This window comes from Rhodoferax sp. BLA1, from assembly GCF_013416775.1.
Taxonomy (GTDB): Bacteria; Pseudomonadota; Gammaproteobacteria; order Burkholderiales; family Burkholderiaceae_C; genus Rhodoferax.
Genome location: NZ_SZVI01000001.1, coordinates 45,992 through 63,047 on the forward strand (window position 1 = coordinate 45,992; position 17,056 = coordinate 63,047).

Annotated in this window: 20 protein-coding genes; 12 read left to right on the forward strand and 8 right to left on the reverse strand. The window is 60.9% G+C overall.

The window, feature by feature from the left end; translation table 11 throughout:
- Positions 1–97 precede the first annotated feature (97 nt).
- The 3 genes from FDG13_RS00245 to flgA all read right to left on the reverse strand — a co-directional run bounded on the left by FDG13_RS00245 (position 98) and on the right by flgA (position 1,697).
- Positions 98–493, reverse strand: a complete 396-nt coding sequence (locus FDG13_RS00245) for a hypothetical protein (protein ID WP_180124716.1) — start codon at positions 491–493, stop codon at positions 98–100.
- A 46-nt stretch (positions 494–539) separates the two neighbouring features.
- Positions 540–860 carry a flagellar biosynthesis anti-sigma factor FlgM gene (flgM, locus tag FDG13_RS00250; RefSeq protein WP_180124717.1) on the reverse strand — a complete coding sequence of 107 codons (321 nt, stop codon included), beginning with the start codon at positions 858–860 and terminating at the stop codon, positions 540–542.
- A 96-nt stretch (positions 861–956) separates the two neighbouring features.
- Positions 957–1,697: a flagellar basal body P-ring formation chaperone FlgA gene (gene flgA, locus FDG13_RS00255; RefSeq protein WP_180124718.1), complete on the reverse strand. Its 741-nt coding sequence runs from the start codon at positions 1,695–1,697 to the stop codon at positions 957–959.
- A gap of 183 nt (positions 1,698–1,880) precedes the next feature.
- Between flgA and flgB the strand changes: the two genes are divergently transcribed.
- The 12 genes from flgB (at position 1,881) to FDG13_RS00315 (ending at position 13,659) form a co-directional block, all read left to right on the forward strand.
- Positions 1,881–2,330: a flagellar basal body rod protein FlgB gene (flgB, locus tag FDG13_RS00260; protein ID WP_180124719.1), complete on the forward strand. Its 450-nt coding sequence runs from the start codon at positions 1,881–1,883 to the stop codon at positions 2,328–2,330.
- A gap of 24 nt (positions 2,331–2,354) precedes the next feature.
- A complete protein-coding gene (flgC, locus tag FDG13_RS00265; RefSeq protein ID WP_180124720.1) occupies positions 2,355–2,759 on the forward strand; it encodes a flagellar basal body rod protein FlgC in 405 nt (134 codons plus the stop codon).
- An 18-nt stretch (positions 2,760–2,777) separates the two neighbouring features.
- Complete coding sequence (locus tag FDG13_RS00270; RefSeq protein WP_180124721.1) at positions 2,778–3,431, forward strand: flagellar hook assembly protein FlgD; 654 nt, start codon at positions 2,778–2,780, stop codon at positions 3,429–3,431.
- Positions 3,432–3,460: 29 nt separating this feature from the next.
- Positions 3,461–4,675, forward strand: a complete 1,215-nt coding sequence (gene flgE, locus FDG13_RS00275; protein ID WP_180124722.1) for a flagellar hook protein FlgE — start codon at positions 3,461–3,463, stop codon at positions 4,673–4,675.
- 38 nt (positions 4,676–4,713) lie between these two features.
- A complete protein-coding gene (locus tag FDG13_RS00280; protein ID WP_180124723.1) occupies positions 4,714–5,454 on the forward strand; it encodes a flagellar basal body rod protein FlgF in 741 nt (246 codons plus the stop codon).
- Between the two features lie 21 nt (positions 5,455–5,475).
- Positions 5,476–6,258 (forward strand): flagellar basal-body rod protein FlgG, encoded by a 783-nt coding sequence (flgG, locus tag FDG13_RS00285; protein WP_180124724.1) that lies wholly within the window; start codon positions 5,476–5,478, stop codon positions 6,256–6,258.
- Between the two features lie 96 nt (positions 6,259–6,354).
- Positions 6,355–6,999 carry a flagellar basal body L-ring protein FlgH gene (locus FDG13_RS00290; RefSeq protein ID WP_255435006.1) on the forward strand — a complete coding sequence of 215 codons (645 nt, stop codon included), beginning with the start codon at positions 6,355–6,357 and terminating at the stop codon, positions 6,997–6,999.
- A 33-nt stretch (positions 7,000–7,032) separates the two neighbouring features.
- Positions 7,033–8,193 carry a flagellar basal body P-ring protein FlgI gene (locus tag FDG13_RS00295; RefSeq protein ID WP_180124726.1) on the forward strand — a complete coding sequence of 387 codons (1,161 nt, stop codon included), beginning with the start codon at positions 7,033–7,035 and terminating at the stop codon, positions 8,191–8,193.
- On the forward strand, positions 8,193–9,110 hold the full coding sequence (gene flgJ, locus FDG13_RS00300) for a flagellar assembly peptidoglycan hydrolase FlgJ (RefSeq protein WP_180124727.1): 918 nt from the start codon (positions 8,193–8,195) through the stop codon (positions 9,108–9,110). Before FDG13_RS00295 ends, flgJ begins: the two co-directional genes overlap by 1 nt.
- Positions 9,107–11,023 carry a flagellar hook-associated protein FlgK gene (gene flgK / locus FDG13_RS00305; protein WP_180124728.1) on the forward strand — a complete coding sequence of 639 codons (1,917 nt, stop codon included), beginning with the start codon at positions 9,107–9,109 and terminating at the stop codon, positions 11,021–11,023. Before flgJ ends, flgK begins: the two co-directional genes overlap by 4 nt.
- A gap of 23 nt (positions 11,024–11,046) precedes the next feature.
- Entirely contained in the window at positions 11,047–12,354 is a 1,308-nt protein-coding gene (gene flgL / locus FDG13_RS00310) for a flagellar hook-associated protein FlgL (protein ID WP_180124729.1), read from the forward strand.
- A gap of 18 nt (positions 12,355–12,372) precedes the next feature.
- On the forward strand, positions 12,373–13,659 hold the full coding sequence (locus FDG13_RS00315; protein ID WP_180124730.1) for an HDOD domain-containing protein: 1,287 nt from the start codon (positions 12,373–12,375) through the stop codon (positions 13,657–13,659).
- On the opposite strand, the gene FDG13_RS00320 is transcribed toward FDG13_RS00315, so the two are convergent.
- The 5 genes from FDG13_RS00320 to FDG13_RS00340 all read right to left on the reverse strand — a co-directional run bounded on the left by FDG13_RS00320 (position 13,601) and on the right by FDG13_RS00340 (position 17,047).
- Complete coding sequence (locus FDG13_RS00320) at positions 13,601–14,602, reverse strand: ROK family protein (RefSeq protein ID WP_180124731.1); 1,002 nt, start codon at positions 14,600–14,602, stop codon at positions 13,601–13,603. The two genes, FDG13_RS00315 and FDG13_RS00320, sit on opposite strands and share 59 nt — an antisense overlap.
- Before the next feature lie 37 nt (positions 14,603–14,639).
- Positions 14,640–15,017, reverse strand: coding sequence for a phosphomannose isomerase type II C-terminal cupin domain (locus FDG13_RS00325; protein WP_180124732.1), 378 nt, complete (start codon positions 15,015–15,017; stop codon positions 14,640–14,642).
- 146 nt (positions 15,018–15,163) lie between these two features.
- Complete coding sequence (trxC, locus tag FDG13_RS00330; protein ID WP_180124733.1) at positions 15,164–15,604, reverse strand: thioredoxin TrxC; 441 nt, start codon at positions 15,602–15,604, stop codon at positions 15,164–15,166.
- A 60-nt stretch (positions 15,605–15,664) separates the two neighbouring features.
- Positions 15,665–15,859, reverse strand: a complete 195-nt coding sequence (locus FDG13_RS00335; protein ID WP_180124734.1) for a DUF2905 domain-containing protein — start codon at positions 15,857–15,859, stop codon at positions 15,665–15,667.
- A gap of 45 nt (positions 15,860–15,904) precedes the next feature.
- Positions 15,905–17,047 carry a class I SAM-dependent methyltransferase gene (locus FDG13_RS00340; protein WP_180124735.1) on the reverse strand — a complete coding sequence of 381 codons (1,143 nt, stop codon included), beginning with the start codon at positions 17,045–17,047 and terminating at the stop codon, positions 15,905–15,907.
- Positions 17,048–17,056: the final 9 nt, after the last annotated feature.

Below are 17,056 nucleotides of genomic sequence, written 5' to 3' on the forward strand. Positions count from 1 at the left end.
CAATCAAAATTGACTGTCTCAGCACACCCATCCGTAAAAGCCCGCGCACACCACGTTGACGCACACAAGCGTGCATCAACCAGCAACAACAAGACGGTTAGGCGCTGACCACCTGAAATTCACCACTTTGACGACCGGCACTGCCATAAGGCTGGCGGGTGAACCTGCCCGCTGCGGGAGCATAGGTGGGGTTGCGGGTGGCCGGAATCAGGGTGCCCAGCGAGCTCTCGGTAAGAAAGCTGCGGCGCATCAAAGCCTCCCGACAGGCATCAAAAGCCGCCATCGTTTGGCGCATACGCAGCTTGAGAGGAGATGTAGCCTGACGGTCTAAGACAGAGAGCGGCGGCAAACGCGACATCGCGATGACGGCTGCCTGCAAATCGGCACTGGCCTGGACCAGATCGCCAGATCCAGGGTCCAGCAAACAACGGGAGACTTGGTTGAGATGAGTGTCAATGGTGTCCAGATGTGACTGGATCAAGCGGCTTGGCATGGTGCACCCCCTGAGCTAAAAGCCGGGGCAGTGTCACCGCCCCGAATCAAACGCTGCTGCGTTTCAACATGTCCTGTGCGTTGGACAACAACTTGTCGGCAATCACGCCGGGGTTGACCACATAGGTGCCATCCGAAATGGCTTGTTTGATCGTGCTGACCTTGGCCATGTCGACATCTGCCACGTCCATTTCCAAGGATCGGGCCAAGCTCGACACGGTCACCGCCACACCTGCTGTTGGCGCGCTTTTGGGAGCACTGGCGCCAGGTTTCACCTGCGCACCCGCCACCTGGCCACTCTTGGCAGGTAAGGAGGCAGCGGTGCTGCTGATGGCAACGTGGTTGTCTGTGGGCTTGATGGTGGTCATGGTGGTCTCCAAAACTACTATAAGAGTAGCCTCGTAGGATCACTTTCGGCAAAAACAGCCGCAACTTTAAACCTATTTGCGAAATCGCCTCAAAACTCACAACACAACCCTCACGGTGCGCTCGTCAGACACCGTCCCGGTGATGACCTGGCCATTCTCCATACGGACCATCGCATTCTGACCAACCACCCCGGCAGACAAGGCTTGCGCCCGGGCGGCAATCTCAAAACCGACCCCCACGGCCACCACGCGTACCTGGGCGCCGGTTTGAAACACCTGCGCAGCCTTGACCATGTCCTGGCGCAGGGCTTGGCCCGTGGACAACAATCGGGTGGCGGTCTTACCCACCCAAGCACTCTGGTTGGCCACGATGGCAGCGTTACCCTCTGCCCAATCGACCTCCATCGCCATGGCATCAGAGGCCTGCAGTGTGGCGCCGGGCGCCACTTGGCCTTTGATCACCCAGGCCGGGCCCATGGCCTTGATCGTGATCGGCAAAAAAACATTCCACTTGACGGCCCCCTGAACACAGCGCAAACCCAGACGTGCTTTACCCCACAGCCGGACATTGGGCGGCAAATAGGGTTCAACATGGGCGCAGGGCGCCAAGGTCAGGCGACGGTCCAGCTGACCAACCACCACCTCCATGCGCAGCGGCAACTCGCTGCGTTGTTGAGACAGCATGTCATTGACCCAACGCTGCGCCGACACATACAGATCATCCCCCTGGGCAGCGGGCGTGGCCATCTGGGCATGGCTGGCATGCCATGAAAAAGCCGCCACCCACAGGGTGGCAAGCATCAGGCGGCGAGACCATCGCAAGAAGTGATTCAACATGACGTACCCCTAGACAATGACAGTCACTGTAATCGTGGCACCCCTGGACAGACGGCACAAGTAAACGGGGTTTGCCCCTTTATTCGGGGTTTAGAAAAGCGACAGCGTTTTCATAATCTGCCAGACCGTGATCCGCCCGCCTCACAAGCAGCGGCTCCACATCACAGAAAGCAGAGGTGTTTGATGTTCGCTAAGTTAACCAGTGGTTTGGACTTTCATGCCAAAGCCTTGGTGCTGCGTGCCGAACGCCAACGCATTCTGGCCAGCAACATGGCCAACGCCGACACCCCCGGCTATGCCTCGCGTGATTTCAATTTCAAGGAAGCCCTGAGCCAGCAGACACAAACAAGTGATAGCGAACTCTCCAGATCTGGCAAGGGCTTCAGCCTCAAAAGCAGCCAAGGCACCACGGACAGCAGGCACCTGCAACTGCCCGCCGTGGTCAACAGTGAACTGAGCGGCAACAACGCCATGGGTTACGGTGTGCAGACCCAACCCAGCGTGGACGGCAACAGCGTCGACATGGACCGCGAACGGGCCAACTTTGTTGACAACTCGGTGCGTTACGAGTCCACCCTGCGTTTTATCAACGGCCAGTCCAAAACCATTTTGGCCGCCATTCAGGGTCAATAGCCCTGACACCTGCGGAGCAACACCATGTCGATGTTTTCAATTTTCAACGTCTCGGGCAGCGCCGTCAGCGCCCAGTCGCAGCGCCTCAATGTGGTGGCCAGCAACCTGGCCAACGTGGATGCTGTCGCCGGGCCGGACGGCCAAGGCTACAAAGCCCGCCAGGTGGTGTTCCAGACCACGCCCATGGGCGGCGACGCCACGGCCGGGGTCAAGGTCAGCTCCATTCAGGAAAGCAACGAGCCGTTCAAGCGCGTGCACAACCCGAACCACCCCTCGGCCGATGCCGATGGGTATGTGAACTACTCCAACGTCAACCCGGTGGAGGAGATGGTGAACATGATCTCCGCCTCGCGCTCCTACCAGAACAACGTCGAAGTGATGAACACCGCCAAATCCCTGCTGCTCAAAACGCTGCAGATGGGCCAATAACTCTTTAAGGACGCCCTCATGTTGACCGGAACCTCCTCTGCCACCAGCACCAGCGCCTCGACCGTTGGCGCCAAAACCACCACCCAATCCAGCTCGGAGGTGGCACAAGACCGTTTTCTGAAGCTGCTGGTGGCGCAGCTCAACAACCAGGACCCGATGAACCCGATGGACAACGCCCAGATGACCAGTCAGATGGCGCAGATCAACACGGTGACCGGCATCCAGCAGGTCAACGACACGCTCAAGAACATGGGCGACCAGTTCACCGCCATGCAGATGCTGCAGGGCTCCAACATGGTCGGGCGCGACGTGCTGCTGGCGAGCAACACCCTGTCCATCAGCGAAGGCAAAGCCGCCGGTGTGGTGAGCTTGGCGGCACGTGCCGAGAGTGTCAAGGTCGACATCCTGTCGCCAGCCGGCACCGTGATCGACACCATCAACCTGGGCGCGCTGGGGGCCGGCCAACACAACTTCTCATGGGATGCCTCCAAATACAGCGCCAGCGGCAACCCCACGTTCAAGGTCACCGCCACCCTGGGTGGCAAAGCCATCGACAACACCGCCATGGTCCGAGCCAAGGTGCAATCCGTCAGCAGCGAAGACGGCGTCATGAATGTGCAGTTGGCAGGTCGCAGCGCCGTCCCCTACAGCAGCATCAAAGCCATTTTGTGAACACCCATTGATTTAACAAGGAACCCACCATGTCATTCCAAACCGGACTCTCAGGGCTGAACGCCTCCAGCCGCAGCCTGGACGTGATCGGCAACAACATCGCCAACGCCAACACCACCGGCATGAAATCCTCGCGCACCGAGTTCGGTGACCTGGTGGCCTCGTCGCTGGGCGCGGCTGGCGGCAGCGCCGGGGCGGGCATTGGTGTCGCTGTGGCGGCCATTGCGCAACAGTTCACCCAAGGCAACATCAACACCACCGGCAACAGCCTGGATGTGGCGATCAACGGTGGTGGCTTCTTTCAACTGACCCAGCCTGATGACTCCATCGCTTACACGCGCGACGGCTCTTTCAAGCTGGACAAAGACGGCTACATCATCACCAACACCGGCGCCAACCTGATGGGTTACCCAACGGACACCGCTGGCAACACCACCAGCACAGAGGCCGGAAAACTGCAGCTGCCAACCACAGCGCCCATCGCTGGCAAACAGACCACCAAAATCACCGCAGAATTCAATCTGGATGCCAGAGCGGTAGAGGCTGCTTCGGTGACCCCACCTACCCCAAGAGGTACCTATGGCACAGCACTGCCGGTGTATGACTCCCAGGGAACACCGGTTCCGCTCAACCTCTATTTCTCAAAAGCAGCCACCACCACCACCGACAACTGGGACGTGTATGACGTCGCCACCGGTGGCACACCCTTGTTCCAAATGCAGTTTGATGGCAACGGCAAACTGGTGTCACCCCTGACCTCCCCGACCCTGACGATTGCAACACCATCGACCACCACCCCAAGCATCACCGCGACACTGGACATCAGCAAGGTGTCCCAGGGTGGCTCGGCCTTTTCCGTTTCCAACTTGACACAGGACGGCTATGCCCCTGGTGAACTGACGGGCATCAGTATTGGTGAAACCGGCGTCATCACCACCCGCTACTCCAACGGTCAAACCCAGTTCAAGGGAAAAATTGCCCTGACCGACTTCCGCAATGTCCAGGGCTTGCAGCCGCTTGGCAACAACGCCTGGGCCGCCACCTACTCATCGGGCGACCCGGTGCAGGGTGAACCTGGTGCGGGGCGCTTCGGCGGCTTGCGGTCTGGCGCCCTGGAAGAGTCCAACGTCGACCTGACCTCCGAGCTGGTCAACATGATGACGGCACAGCGCACCTACCAGGCCAACGCCCAAACCATCAAGACACAAGACCAGATCATGTCCACGCTGGTCAACCTGCGTTGATAGACCTGAACCCTTTGCGATTCTGACCAGGAGCCACCATGGACCGTCTGATTTACACCGCCATGACCGGGGCCAGCGCCGCCGCCAACCGGCAGGCTGTGTTGTCCAACAACCTGGCCAATGTCTCCACCAATGGTTTTCGGGCCGAGTTGTCCACCTACCGCGCCGTACCGGTGCGTGGTGAGGGCTCCACCACCCGGGTCATGGCGCTGGAAGCCACACCGGGCTTCTCGGACCTGCCCGGCGCTCCCCAGCGCACCGGGCGCGGCATGGACGCCATGACCACCGGCAACTCCTGGTTTGGTGTGCAAGGTCTCGATGGCACCGAGGCCTACACCCGCAACGGCTCCCTCGAAGTGGATGCCGAGGGGACGCTCAAGACCAATACCGGCTTGACCATTTTGAGTGATGGCGGCGCGCCCATCGTGGCTCCCATCGGCGCCGAGGTGACACTGGGCAGCGACGGCACCGTGACCGCCAAGGTGGGCAACCAGGCGCCCACCGGCATTGGCCGCCTCAAACTCGCCACACCCGATGCCGAAGATCCGCTCAAACGGGGTGAGGACGGCCTGTTTCGCACCACCTCGGGTGAGCCGATGCCCAACGACACCAACGCCCGCCTGCAACTCGGGGTGATCGAGGGTTCCAACGTCAATGCGATCGAGACCATGGTCGGCATGATCCAGACCGCTCGCCAGTTCGAGGCCCAAACCCGGCTGATGCAGACCGCCGAGCAAGACGACCGCGCAGCGGCTCAGTTACTCAGCATGCAAGGCTGATTTTTTTCAGGACACACCATCATGATCAACTCCCTGTGGATTTCCAAAACCGGCATGGAAGCCCAGCAAATGCAGCTGGATGTGATTTCCAACAACTTGGCCAATGTGTCCACCAACGGCTTCAAACGCGCCACCGCGGTGTTTGAAGACCTGATGTACCAGAACCTGCGCCAGGTGGGGGCCAACAGCACCGAGCAATCCACCCTGCCCACCGGCCTGCAAATCGGCCTGGGTGTGCGCACCGTGGCCACCAGCCGCTCCTTCACCCAAGGCAATATGCAGCAGAGCAACAACAAGCTCGATGTGGCGATCCAGGGCGACGGTTTTTTTCAGGTGACGATGCCCGACGGCACCACCAGCTACACCCGTGATGGGGCTTTCCAGATCAACTCGGCTGGCGCCCTGGTCACCGCCACCGGCCTGGCGATTGCCAACGGGGTCACCGTGCCGGCCAATGCCACAGCGGTCACCATCGCCGGTGACGGCACCGTGTCCGCCACCATTCCAGGCACCACCGCGCCGCAAGGTATTGGCACGATTGCACTGGCACGTTTCATCAACCCGGCCGGCCTGACACCACTGGGTGGCAACCTGTATGCCGAGAGCCTGGCCTCAGGTCAGCCGCAAGCAGGCACCGCTGGCGCGGATGGCATGGGCGCACTGATGCAAGGTTTTCTGGAAACCTCCAACGTCAATGTGGTGCAAGAGCTGGTGACCATGATCCAGACCCAGCGCGCCTATGAAATGAACTCCAAGGCCATCCAGACCTCGGACCAGATGCTGCAGAAGCTGGGCCAACTCTAAGCTCGGAGGTTCACCATGCGCACACACGCTAAAAATTATTTTTATAGCAACAAGCCCTTTCATCTATTGGGCCTAACCTGCTTTTTATCCATATTCATGAGCGGGTGTTCCTCCTTGCCCCAGACGGTGGCAGTGGAATTCCCCGACACCACGCCCAGCCGCCCGATCGCCTCCACCGAACCGATGGCCGGGCCAGCCAGTGGCAGCCTGTTCCAGAAGGCCAGCTACCGCCCGGCCTTTGAGGACGCACGCGCCCGCGTGGTGGGGGACCAGATCACGGTGCGTATTGTGGAGAAGGTCACCGCCAAACAGGTGTCGTCGTCCACCGCCAACCGCACCACCTCGGGCTCGGCCAGCGTCAGTGCGTTCCCGCTGATATCAGACGTCGACCTGGCCAAGCTGAGTGCCGGTGTCGGCACCAAATCGGCCAACGACTTCTCGGGCAAAGGCGGCACCGAGAGTGCCAACACTTTCGAAGGCACCATCTCGGCCACCGTGATTGAGGTACTGCCCAACGGCCACCTTCGGGTGGCGGGAGACAAGCAGATCGGCGTCAACCAGAATGTGGACGTGATGCGTTTCTCGGGCACGGTCGACCCACGTCTGATCCAGCCCGGCAATCTGGTCAACTCCACCCAGGTGGCCAACGCCCGCATGGAATCCAAAGGCCGCGGCGCGCAAGCCGAAGCGCAAACAGTTGGCTGGTTAACCCGGTTCTTTTTCAGCTTTTTGCCGTTCTAAAGTTGCGCAGAATCGTGCCGAGGGGTAATCCACATGCACGCTACAGCCAACACACCACAGTCAACTTTTGCCACACGCTCACGCGGGGTGTGGCTTTTTGCCGGGTTGGCCTTGTTACTGGCCGCCAGCCTGCCGAACACGGCAGACGCCGCCCGCATCAAGGAAGTGGCCGCCGTTGAGGGCGTGCGCAGCAACCAGTTGACCGGCTTTGGGCTGGTGGTGGGTCTGGACGGCACCGGTGACCAGACCACCCAGATGCCCTACACCACCCAAGGCCTCACCAATTACCTGCAGCAACTCGGCATCACCCTGCCTGCGGCAAACGTGTCGCAGTTGCAGATGAAAAATGTGGCTGCGGTGCTGGTCACCGCCGAGCTGCCCGCCTTTGCCCGCCCGGGGCAAGCCATTGATGTGAGTGTGTCGTCGATGGGCAACTCCAAATCGCTCAAAGGTGGCATGTTGATCTCGACCCCGCTCAAAGGGGCTGATGGCGAAATCTACGCTGTGGCTCAAGGCAGCCTGGTGGTGGCCGGTGCAGGTGCATCAGCAGGTGGCAGCAAGGTGCAGGTGAACCACCTGAGTGCCGGGCGTATTCCCAACGGTGGCCAGGTGGAGCGGGTGGTACCGACGCCGCTGCAGGAGAGCAACGGCATCACCTTGGGCTTGCAGGCGTCCGACTTCCAGACCGCCCGCAGCGTGGCGCTGGCCATCAACCGGCGTTTTGGCGCGGGTTCGGCCCAGGCGCTGGACGGCCGCACCATCCGGGTTACTGCGCCCACCGAGCCCGATGCACGTGTCACCTTCATGGCGGAGCTCGAAGAGTTGCCGCTGGAAAACTCGGTGCCCTCGGCCAAAGTGGTGATCAATTCACGCACCGGCTCGATTGTGATGAACCAGGCGGTGAGCCTGGGCGCCTGCGCCATCGCCCACGGCAACTTGTCGATCAGCATCACCAACACGCCCACGGTGAGCCAGCCCAATGCGCTGTCACAAGGGCAGACCGCTGTCACCAACAAGGCAGATATCCAGATTCGCCAGGAACCTGGCATGTTGATTGAGTTGCCTGCCGCACCACAGCTGTCTGACGTGGTGCGAGCGCTCAACTCATTGGGTGCCACGCCGCAAGATCTGCTGGCCATTCTGCAGGCGATCAAGGCCGCAGGTGCGCTCAACGCCGAGCTGGAGGTGATCTGATGAGCATCGGTCAAAGCACGTCGTTGTCCAACGCACTGGCGGCGGATGCCAACTCGTTGGGCAAACTCAAACTGCAGGCGGGTCAGGACAGCCCGGCAGCCATCAAGGAAACCGCCAAACAGTTCGAGTCGCTGTTCATGCGGGAACTGATCAAGAGCATGCGTGAAGCCACCATGAAGTCCGGCATGCTGGACAACCCTGGCAGTGATCTGGGCACCGACTTGCTGGACCAACAGTTTGCGGTGCAGATGTCGGGCCAGCCCGGTGGCCTGTCCGACATGATTGCCGCACAACTGTCGCGCCAGATGGGTGTGGCCATGCCCGACGGCCCACTCAACACCGGCAAACTGACAACGCCGCCGATGAGCACGCTGCAAAAATCGGCGTCTCTGGCGGCTTACAGCGCCAACGCGGTCAAACCGACCAGCAGCCAAAGCGGTTTTGTGGCACGCCACACCGAGTCGGCGATCCGCATCGAGAAAGAAACAGGCATCCCGGCCAGCTACATGGTCGGGCAGGCTGGCCACGAGACCGGCTGGGGCAAACACGAGATCAAATTGCGCAACGGCCAGTCCGCCAACAACCTGTTTGGCATCAAGGCCGGTCCGGGCTGGAAGGGTAAGGTGGCCGAGGTCACCACCACCGAGTATGTCAACGGTGTGCCCGAAAAACGCGTGGCCAAGTTCCGCGCCTACGCATCCACCGATGAGGCGTTTAGAGATTACGCCCGGCTGATCACCCAGTCGCCGCGTTACGCCAAGGTCAGCCAGCAAACCGGTTCGGCCTACGCCTTTGCCAGCAGCCTGCAAAAAGCCGGCTACGCAACCGACCCCAACTATGCGGTCAAGGTCAGTCGCGCCATTGAAACCACCCAGCGCCTGCAAGCCCGCACCCAAGTTATGGCCCAAACATCATGAGCGGCATTCTTAACGTCGCCACGCGCGCACTGATGGCCAACCAGACCATCCTGCAAACCACGGGCAACAACATTGCCAACGTCAACACACCGGGCTATTCGCGCCAGAACGCGGTGTTACAAACCGTGGAAGGCCAATTCACCGGGGGTGGGTATATCGGCAAAGGCGTGGATGTGGTCACCATCCAGCGCAACTACAGCGCCTTCCTGACCCGCCAATCGGCCTTGGCGGGGGCCACTGCCTCAGGCGACAGCGCCCGCGCGGACAAACTCAAGCAGCTCGAAGCCTTGTTTCCCGGCGGTACCAATGGCCTGGGGGCTTCGGTCAACGACATGCTCAACGCCTTTGCCGATGTGGCCAGCGCCCCCACCGATTTGACAGCGCGTACCGTGGCGCTGACTCGGGTGGATGAAGCCGCATCACGCATGCGCAGTGCCTCCACCACGCTGGACGACCTGCAGCGCGCGGTCAAACAGGAGCTGGAGCAAAAAGTCAGCGCCGTCAACAGCCTGGCCAACAGCATCGCTACCGTCAACGACCAGATTGCCCGCGCCCAGGGCACCGGACAGGCGCCCAACGACTTGCTGGATCGCCGCGACCAACTGGTACGAGATCTCAACCAATACATCCAGACCACCTCCATCCCCGCCACCGACGGCACCGTGGGCATTTTTATCGGTGGCAGCCAGGCCCTGGTCCTGGGCACCAGCGTGGCGCCGTTGAGCATCGTCAAAGATGACTTCGGTGACCCTTTGAAGAGCAAGCTGGCCATCACCCACAGCGGACAAACCACCACGCTGGATGAAAACACGCTCGGTGGCGGCGAAGTGACCGGTTTGCTGAAGTTTCAGAACACCGACCTGGCGGAAGGCCGCAACCTGCTGGGTCGGTTGACCCTGGCCATCAGCACCAGCATGAATACGCAGCACGCGCTGGGGCTGGATCTGGACGGCAATCCTGGGGGGAATCTGTTTACGCCAGCAGACATCAATACCTCGAGCAATATCCTCAAGCCAAGCACCCAGGCTGCCAGCACAACCTTGACGATGGGCATTGCCGATGTCACCAAGTTTGAGGCTTCAGACTACGAAATCACCTTTACCGGGGCCGCTGCGGGCAGCATCACACGCAAGTCCGATGGTGTGGTGACGGCATTCACTGCCGTCCCAATCACCATCGACGGTCTGACCATTGCAGCCGCCGGTGCAGCCAATGTGGGTGACCGCTTTTTGATCAAACCGTTCAGCACCGCCGCCAGCGACATCAGCGCCGAGTTTTCAACACCTCGTTCCCTGGCTGTCGCCAGCCCGATAGCGGGCAAGATGGGCAGCACCAACACCGGCAGCCTGCAACTCGCCAGCCTCACCGCCAAAACCAATACACCAACCCCGCCCCAACCGGCCCCTGTGACGATCTCTTTCACGGGTGCCAACAGTTACACCCGCAGCGACATCGCAGGCACCTTCACCTTCACGTCGGGACAAGCCATTGCTTCTGCCGATTGGTCGGTGGTTCTGCAAGGCGTGCCAAAAACAGGGGATACCTTTACCGTGGTGGGCATCAAGGACACGGCCAACAACAACGGCATAGACTTCAAACTCAACTCGGGCAATGCCTCGTCGATGATGGGACTGCGCGACACGGCCATGTTTGACGGTGCCGCGTTGACCGACGGTTACGCCAGCATGATTGCGCAGATTGGCATCCGCAGCCAAAGTGCCAACTACGCGGCCGAGGTCTCCGGCACCATCGCCGCCAATCTGGAAACTGATCGCACCGGTGTCTCTGGTGTCAACCTGGATGAAGAGGCCTCCAAGCTGCTGCAGTACCAGCAGGCCTACCAGGCATCCGCCAAAGTCATCCAGATCGCGCAGAGCATTTTTGACACCCTGATCCAGACCATGAGCCGCTGAACCAGCGCCATCAGGAGCAAGACATGAGCAACTACAGCCGCATTGGCACCGCCAACACCTACGACAGCGCCGTTCGCAACATTGCCAACCGGCAAACCGCCTTGGCCAACCTGCAGGAAAACCTGACCTCGGGCAAACGTGTGGTGCGCGCCAGCGACGACCCGACCGCCGCCGCCAATGCCGAACGGGCCATGACCCGCATCAGCCGCATTGCCACCGACCAGCGGGTGCTCGAATCCCAGCGCAACGCCATTGCCCAGGCCGAAAGCACCCTGGGTGATGTGACCGATGTGCTGCAGCGTTTTCGTGAACTGGTCGTGAATGCCGGAGACGGTGTGCACAGCAGCGCCGAGCGCCGCTCCATCGCGCTGGAGTTACAAGGGCTGCGTGACCAAGTGTTTTCGCTGGCCAACACCAAAGACACCAACGGACTGCCGCTGTTTGGCGCCCTGGCCAGTGCGCTGGCGCCATTTGTCGGACCACAAGCAGGCGCCCCGGATTACAACTTCCAGGGTTTGCCGGGTCAGTCCGCCAGCAACGACGTGGCGATACCTTTTACCCTCGATGGGGATGCCGCGTTCATGCATGACCCAACGCGTGACCGGGTCTTCAACGTCAATGTCAGCAATTCGGTGGACGGTCTGATCTCAGCAGACCGAACCCTGACCACCAGCGCCATCTCGGTGACCAACTCGGCCACCGTCAAGGCCACTGCCGACGCGGCAGCGGCCGTCGCCCCGCCCAACAACGTGCCCTACCCCAGCTACGCGATTGCGTTCACGGCGGTCGACTCCACCACGGTGCCCGGCACCACCACCGCCACTTACAGCATCACCGAAACCCCTGCAGTGAACCCACCTAGCGCCCCGGTCACGGTCAGCTACCCGACCGGCACCACGTTTGACATCACCGGCATTCCGGGCATGTCCTTGACGGTCAAGGGCACCCCCAAGGTCAACGACACGGTCACCATTGACTCCAGCGCCAGCGTATTCAGCGTGCTCGACGATGCCATCAAAAACATCCGGGAAGCCCCCAACAACAATGGCGCGGCACAAGCGGTGAGCCAGGCCTTGAACAACATCGATATCGGCATGGAGCGCATCTCGGCAGCGCGTGGTCAGGCGGGGGATTTGCTCAACCGCGCCGACCGCATCACCGCCAACCAGGAAAACCGCGGTATCCAGCTGGAAGCGGACCGCTCCCGTGCGGAAGACCTGGACATGATCAAGGGCATCTCGGACTTCAACAACCAACAAACTGGCTACCAGGCAGCGCTGCAAACCTACGCCAAGGTGCAGCAACTCTCGCTGTTCAACTTCATCAGTTAAACCATGGCGGTGGGTTTCATGAACGATGTCTCCTTGGCCTACCAGTTTTTGTGGAACGCACAGCGCCAGCCTGACCGGGTCTGGCTGTACCTGGAGCCTCTGGCAGATGGCCCGGTGAACGCCAGTCATCTGCTGGCGGCTTTGCGCCGACAGTGGTCAAACCCCTGCGTCAAACTCACCCTGTCCAGCACCAACGCCGGCTTGCTGATGGACCTGCTGGCACAGACCCCTCCCGACCTGGCCCAGGTGGAAGTCGCCGAGCGGCTGCTCTCCGACCAGGCAATCAAACAACAGGTGTCGCGCGCCCAACAACGAGGCCTGCAGCTGGTCTGGCGCGGCGAACCCGGCACACGCCCCCGGCCCGATCACACGCACAGCTTTGAACAAACCCTGCTGAGCTTGAGTCCAGAGGACGCGCTACAGAACTTGCGTTTGCTGCGTGCACAGTCCATATCGGGCACCCCCACCAGGGTGTCACCGGACACCTTTGTCAGTCACAAGCTGCTCGACGGCGTGGCCAACGTGGGCTTACTGAACTACTTCCTGGACCAGCAAGGTGCCAGCGCCCTGATGGGCTGGCCCTGCGAAGAGGTGATGTTTGCTTACCGCCAAACATCCGCCCAACCCGCTTGGCACGCATTACAAAGTTTGCTCGCGTTGATCGAGGACGATGCCGCGATCGAAGACGTGGCCTGTGCCATGAGCCAAGAGCCTCTGCTGGTTTATCGGCTGTTGCGCTTCGTCAATTCGGCCGGGCTGGGGCTCAAAGGCGAGATCACGGCCCTGCGCCACGCCCTGATGATGCTGGGTCTGGTTCGCGTCAAAAGCTGGCTGCAGGCGCAGTTGCCCCAAGCCTCCAGAGACCTCAACCTGCACCCGATTGCCACGCTGACCGTGATGCGCGCCCGGTTCATGACCGAGCTGCTGGACGCGGGCGCCGCCAGTGAACTGCAGGATGAACTGGCCCTGTGTGGACTGCTGTCACAGATAGACCTGCTGATGGGTGAGCCGCTGCAGGTGGTCTTGCAAGCGCTGGCTTTGGCGCCACGGGTCAGTGCCGCATTGCTGAACCACAGTGGCCCGTACTGGCCCTATCTGGATCTGGCGATCACGCTGGAAAGTGGTCAAGCCCAGGCCACCCAGGCGGCCTGCCTGCGCCATGGGCTGGATGCCGAGAGCGTCAACCTGGCACTTTTACGCACCATCAGCACACCGTGCACCAGCCCGGCCGCAGCCCGGGGCTTTTTCAGGCCACCAGGGCCAGCGCGCCAAAGTCACCCACACGCTCACCCAGGCCTGCACTGACCAGCTCACAGCCCTCGGTCAGCGGCGGCAACTTGCCCTGCACCGCCGCACGCAGGCGTGGCAGCAGGTAATTGCGGTGGTGCCAGTAGACACTGCCGCCAATGCTGATGCGCGCCAAGTCGAGTGTGGCAATCATGCTGTAGAGCATCCGGCCCATCACCTGGCATACATCATCTATAATGGCTATAGCCCTTTCATCACCTGCATAGATTGCTTCAAAAAGAATAGCTGCATTGGCATAACCTTCTGGGGCAAAACGGCGCGCCAGGGCGTTGCCGGCGATCAGGCCCTCAACATCCCCCACATTGCCGCAGCCACACAGAGCGTTGTTGTTGTCACTCACAAAAATGTGCCCGGCGTGACCCGCATTGCCGTTCTTGCCACGCAGCACATGGCCGTCGACACAGACCCCGGTGCCAATGCCGGTGCTCCAGGTCACATAGGCGCAGTTGGCCATCGGTACACCCTGGTCTTGCAAAGCACCCCAACGCCGCTCGGCCTCCAACGCACCAATGCCATCGTTTTCAACCCGCACATGGCCGAAGGCCGCACGCAGCGGGGCTTCCAGCAAAGCGGTTTTCCAGTCATTGGGCAGGCCACGCGCGGGCCCGGCCTGGCCACCACAGATATTGGGAGCAGCCAGCTCCACCAGGCCCTGGTTCAACACAAACGGACCACAGGACGACACACCCACCCGCGCAATGGCCTGCACCGGCACACCTGCCGCCGCACAGCTTTGCCCCACCAGCCGGATGATCTGCAAGGCCAGCGCGTCATTGCCACCGGTGGTGGCGGTCGGTTCGGCCACTTTGCCACGTACACCCTGATCATCCACCACCTGGACGGCCACCTTGGTGCCGCCAATATCGACACAGGCCACCGGCGGGCTGCCAACCGGCAAGGCAAAACTCTCGATCGTGGGGGTGATGGGATGCGTGTTCATGCTGTGAGTTCTCAAAAACGAGGGAAGGTAAGGATGGTCAGATGCGACCGTAATCATCGCTCAAACGGATGATGTCATCCTCACCCAGATAGTCACCAAACTGGACTTCAACAATTTCCACCGGACCTGTGCCCAGGTTGGCCAGCCGGTGCACCTGGCCCAAGGCGATGTCACAGGACTGCCCCACACCCAGGTCAAACACCCGCTCATCCAGCGTGACCCGTGCGGTGCCCTGCACCACCACCCAATGCTCGGCGCGGTGCGCGTGTTTCTGCAGGCTGATTTGCTGACCCGGGAACACACCAATGCGTTTGATTTTGAACCCGGGCGCTTCAGACACAGTTTCAAACCATCCCCAAGGGCGTTGTGTCCTTGGGTTGTCAGGTGGATTCAGGGGCGTCATGTTCCAGGCCATCTTGGTGCGTAGGCCCTGATGCTAACCCTTTCAACACGCGCTGATTACAGAGTGATTTCAGCGACCAGCGGTTTGGCTTGGGGCAATGATCCACCAGCGTGGTGCCTTGCTGGCGCCAGCCCAACGGGCTCGGGGACGACCTGTGCTCAGCGCGGCAGATTGGCCTGTGTCCAGCGCACGATGTCAGCCGCCCCCATGGCACCCGCCTGGCGCGCCACCTCGCGCCCACCGACAAACAGTGCCAACGTTGGAATGCTCCGGATATGGAAGCGCGCACCCAAGTTCTGATGAGCCTCAGTATCGACTTTGACCACGCGCACCTGCGGCTCCAGCTGTTTCGCTGCCTGCTCAAAACCCGGCGCCATCTGGCGGCACGGGCCGCACCACGGAGCCCAGAAATCGACCAGCACCGGGATCTGGTTGCGGCTGATGTGTTTGTCAAAACTGGCCTCGTCCAGCGCAGTGGAATGCGCTTCAAACAAAGGTTTGTGACAACTGCCGCAGTCAGGCGCGCTGTCCAGTTGGCTGCGCGCTACCCGGTTGGTGGTGTGGCAATGGGGGCAAACGATGTGGAGGGAGTCGGTCATAGGAGCACCTTTCTGCCCTTCAAATGCCGCCAGTTCCGGCAAAATCAAGCCAGGGTCAACTCACAACACCCGGGCAATACCCGCGGCGACCAGACTCAGGATGATCGTGGTGGCAAAAGGCAGAAAAATCTCTCTGCCAAAAATCTTGAAACGGATGTCACCCGGCAAACGGCCAAAGCCCAGCTTTTGCAACCACGGTGTGAAACCGTTGAGCACAATCAGCGCCAGCAGCACCACAATCAACCAGCGGATCATGGCCGGGCTCCAGTCGAAGTTCGCTGAAATGGACGAGGCATGGTGTCAGAGCGTGTGGGTCTTGTCGCCATGCTCAAAACCCATCGCCTGCCAGGGTTCCCCCTTGTAAAAACCGATCACTTTAAAAAACTCGCCCATTTCGTGCTCCATGATCAGTTTTTGCGCCATCACCCGGGTTGGCAGGTCAGCGGCTTCCATATAAGTCAGCAGCCCGCAGTTCATCAAAAAACGCGCCTGATTGCAGTAACCCAGCACATCCAAACCGGCGTTGTTACCCGCCAGCGCGATGCCGGTGAAATTGACGTGGGCGGTGATGTCCTTGAGCCCGACCGCCACCAGCGGGTCGCTGTCGGCCTGGTGCGCGTGGTGGCACATCAGGGTGCCCATGTGGCGTTGTGGGTGGTAATACTCGGCCTCGGGAAAACCATAGTCCAGCAAAAACACCGCCCCCGCGCTGAGTTTGTCACTCAGCGTGTGAATGAACGATTCCCCCTGCTGGTGGATTTCGGTCAGGTAGTCGTGTTCACCGGGAATGTCCATCGGTGGCCGCAACTCGGTGGGGCGGTCCTGCCAGACGAAGTTGGGGGTGCCATCGACTGCGGGATCACCCAGAACCACACCCCGCTCAAACCAAGCGCCCTGCACACGGGCCAACAGTTTGACCGGCATCGCATCCAGCACCTCGTTGCCCAGCACCACGCCTTGCAGGGTGTCGGGCAGGGCATCGACCCAGCACACCACATCGGCGAACTCAGCCAACTTGGCTTGTTGGCGCGCGCGCAGGCTGCCGGAAATATCCAAGATAGTGTATTTTGATAGCAGAACACCCTTCTCTTTCAGGGCCTGCAGAACTTGCAGTGCCAAAGCGCCGGAGCCCGCACCAAACTCCCAGACCGCCGATGTGCCCGTTACCTGCAGCGCCTGCGCCACCTGGTTGGCCAGGGTCCAGCCAAACAGCGGTGTCATCTCGGGGGCGGTGACAAAGTCACTGCCCGCCTGGCGTTGGCCGTCCAACACGGTGTAGGGCAAGGGGCCAAATTTGGCACTGCCATGGGCGTAATAGCCCAGGCCGGGCGTGTACAGCGCCTGGCTCATGAAGTGGTCAAAAGGGATCCACCCACCAGCCTGCGAGAGGCCTTGGGCGATGTGCTCTGCGAGCGTGTTCGTTAAACTTGGGGCTGTTGTCATCACCACCGG

Bases quoted from the DNA above. Each gene is read 5' to 3' on its own strand.
- FDG13_RS00315 (WP_180124730.1), top strand. From the start codon at position 12,373: ATGAACGATGTCTCCTTGGCCTACCAGTTTTTGTGGAACGCACAGCGC.
- flgM (WP_180124717.1), bottom strand. From the start codon at position 860: ATGACCACCATCAAGCCCACAGACAACCACGTTGCCATCAGCAGCACC.
- FDG13_RS00320 (WP_180124731.1), bottom strand. From the start codon at position 14,602: ATGAACACGCATCCCATCACCCCCACGATCGAGAGTTTTGCCTTGCCG.
- flgB (WP_180124719.1), top strand. From the start codon at position 1,881: ATGTTCGCTAAGTTAACCAGTGGTTTGGACTTTCATGCCAAAGCCTTG.
- FDG13_RS00335 (WP_180124734.1), bottom strand. From the start codon at position 15,859: ATGATCCGCTGGTTGATTGTGGTGCTGCTGGCGCTGATTGTGCTCAAC.
- FDG13_RS00290 (WP_255435006.1), top strand. From the start codon at position 6,355: ATGAGCGGGTGTTCCTCCTTGCCCCAGACGGTGGCAGTGGAATTCCCC.
- FDG13_RS00280 (WP_180124723.1), top strand. From the start codon at position 4,714: ATGGACCGTCTGATTTACACCGCCATGACCGGGGCCAGCGCCGCCGCC.
- FDG13_RS00245 (WP_180124716.1), bottom strand. From the start codon at position 493: ATGCCAAGCCGCTTGATCCAGTCACATCTGGACACCATTGACACTCAT.
- flgA (WP_180124718.1), bottom strand. From the start codon at position 1,697: ATGTTGAATCACTTCTTGCGATGGTCTCGCCGCCTGATGCTTGCCACC.
- FDG13_RS00295 (WP_180124726.1), top strand. From the start codon at position 7,033: ATGCACGCTACAGCCAACACACCACAGTCAACTTTTGCCACACGCTCA.
- flgK (WP_180124728.1), top strand. From the start codon at position 9,107: ATGAGCGGCATTCTTAACGTCGCCACGCGCGCACTGATGGCCAACCAG.
- FDG13_RS00340 (WP_180124735.1), bottom strand. From the start codon at position 17,047: ATGACAACAGCCCCAAGTTTAACGAACACGCTCGCAGAGCACATCGCC.
- FDG13_RS00325 (WP_180124732.1), bottom strand. From the start codon at position 15,017: ATGGCCTGGAACATGACGCCCCTGAATCCACCTGACAACCCAAGGACA.
- flgJ (WP_180124727.1), top strand. From the start codon at position 8,193: ATGAGCATCGGTCAAAGCACGTCGTTGTCCAACGCACTGGCGGCGGAT.
- flgC (WP_180124720.1), top strand. From the start codon at position 2,355: ATGTCGATGTTTTCAATTTTCAACGTCTCGGGCAGCGCCGTCAGCGCC.
- FDG13_RS00270 (WP_180124721.1), top strand. From the start codon at position 2,778: ATGTTGACCGGAACCTCCTCTGCCACCAGCACCAGCGCCTCGACCGTT.
- trxC (WP_180124733.1), bottom strand. From the start codon at position 15,604: ATGACCGACTCCCTCCACATCGTTTGCCCCCATTGCCACACCACCAAC.
- flgL (WP_180124729.1), top strand. From the start codon at position 11,047: ATGAGCAACTACAGCCGCATTGGCACCGCCAACACCTACGACAGCGCC.
- flgG (WP_180124724.1), top strand. From the start codon at position 5,476: ATGATCAACTCCCTGTGGATTTCCAAAACCGGCATGGAAGCCCAGCAA.
- flgE (WP_180124722.1), top strand. From the start codon at position 3,461: ATGTCATTCCAAACCGGACTCTCAGGGCTGAACGCCTCCAGCCGCAGC.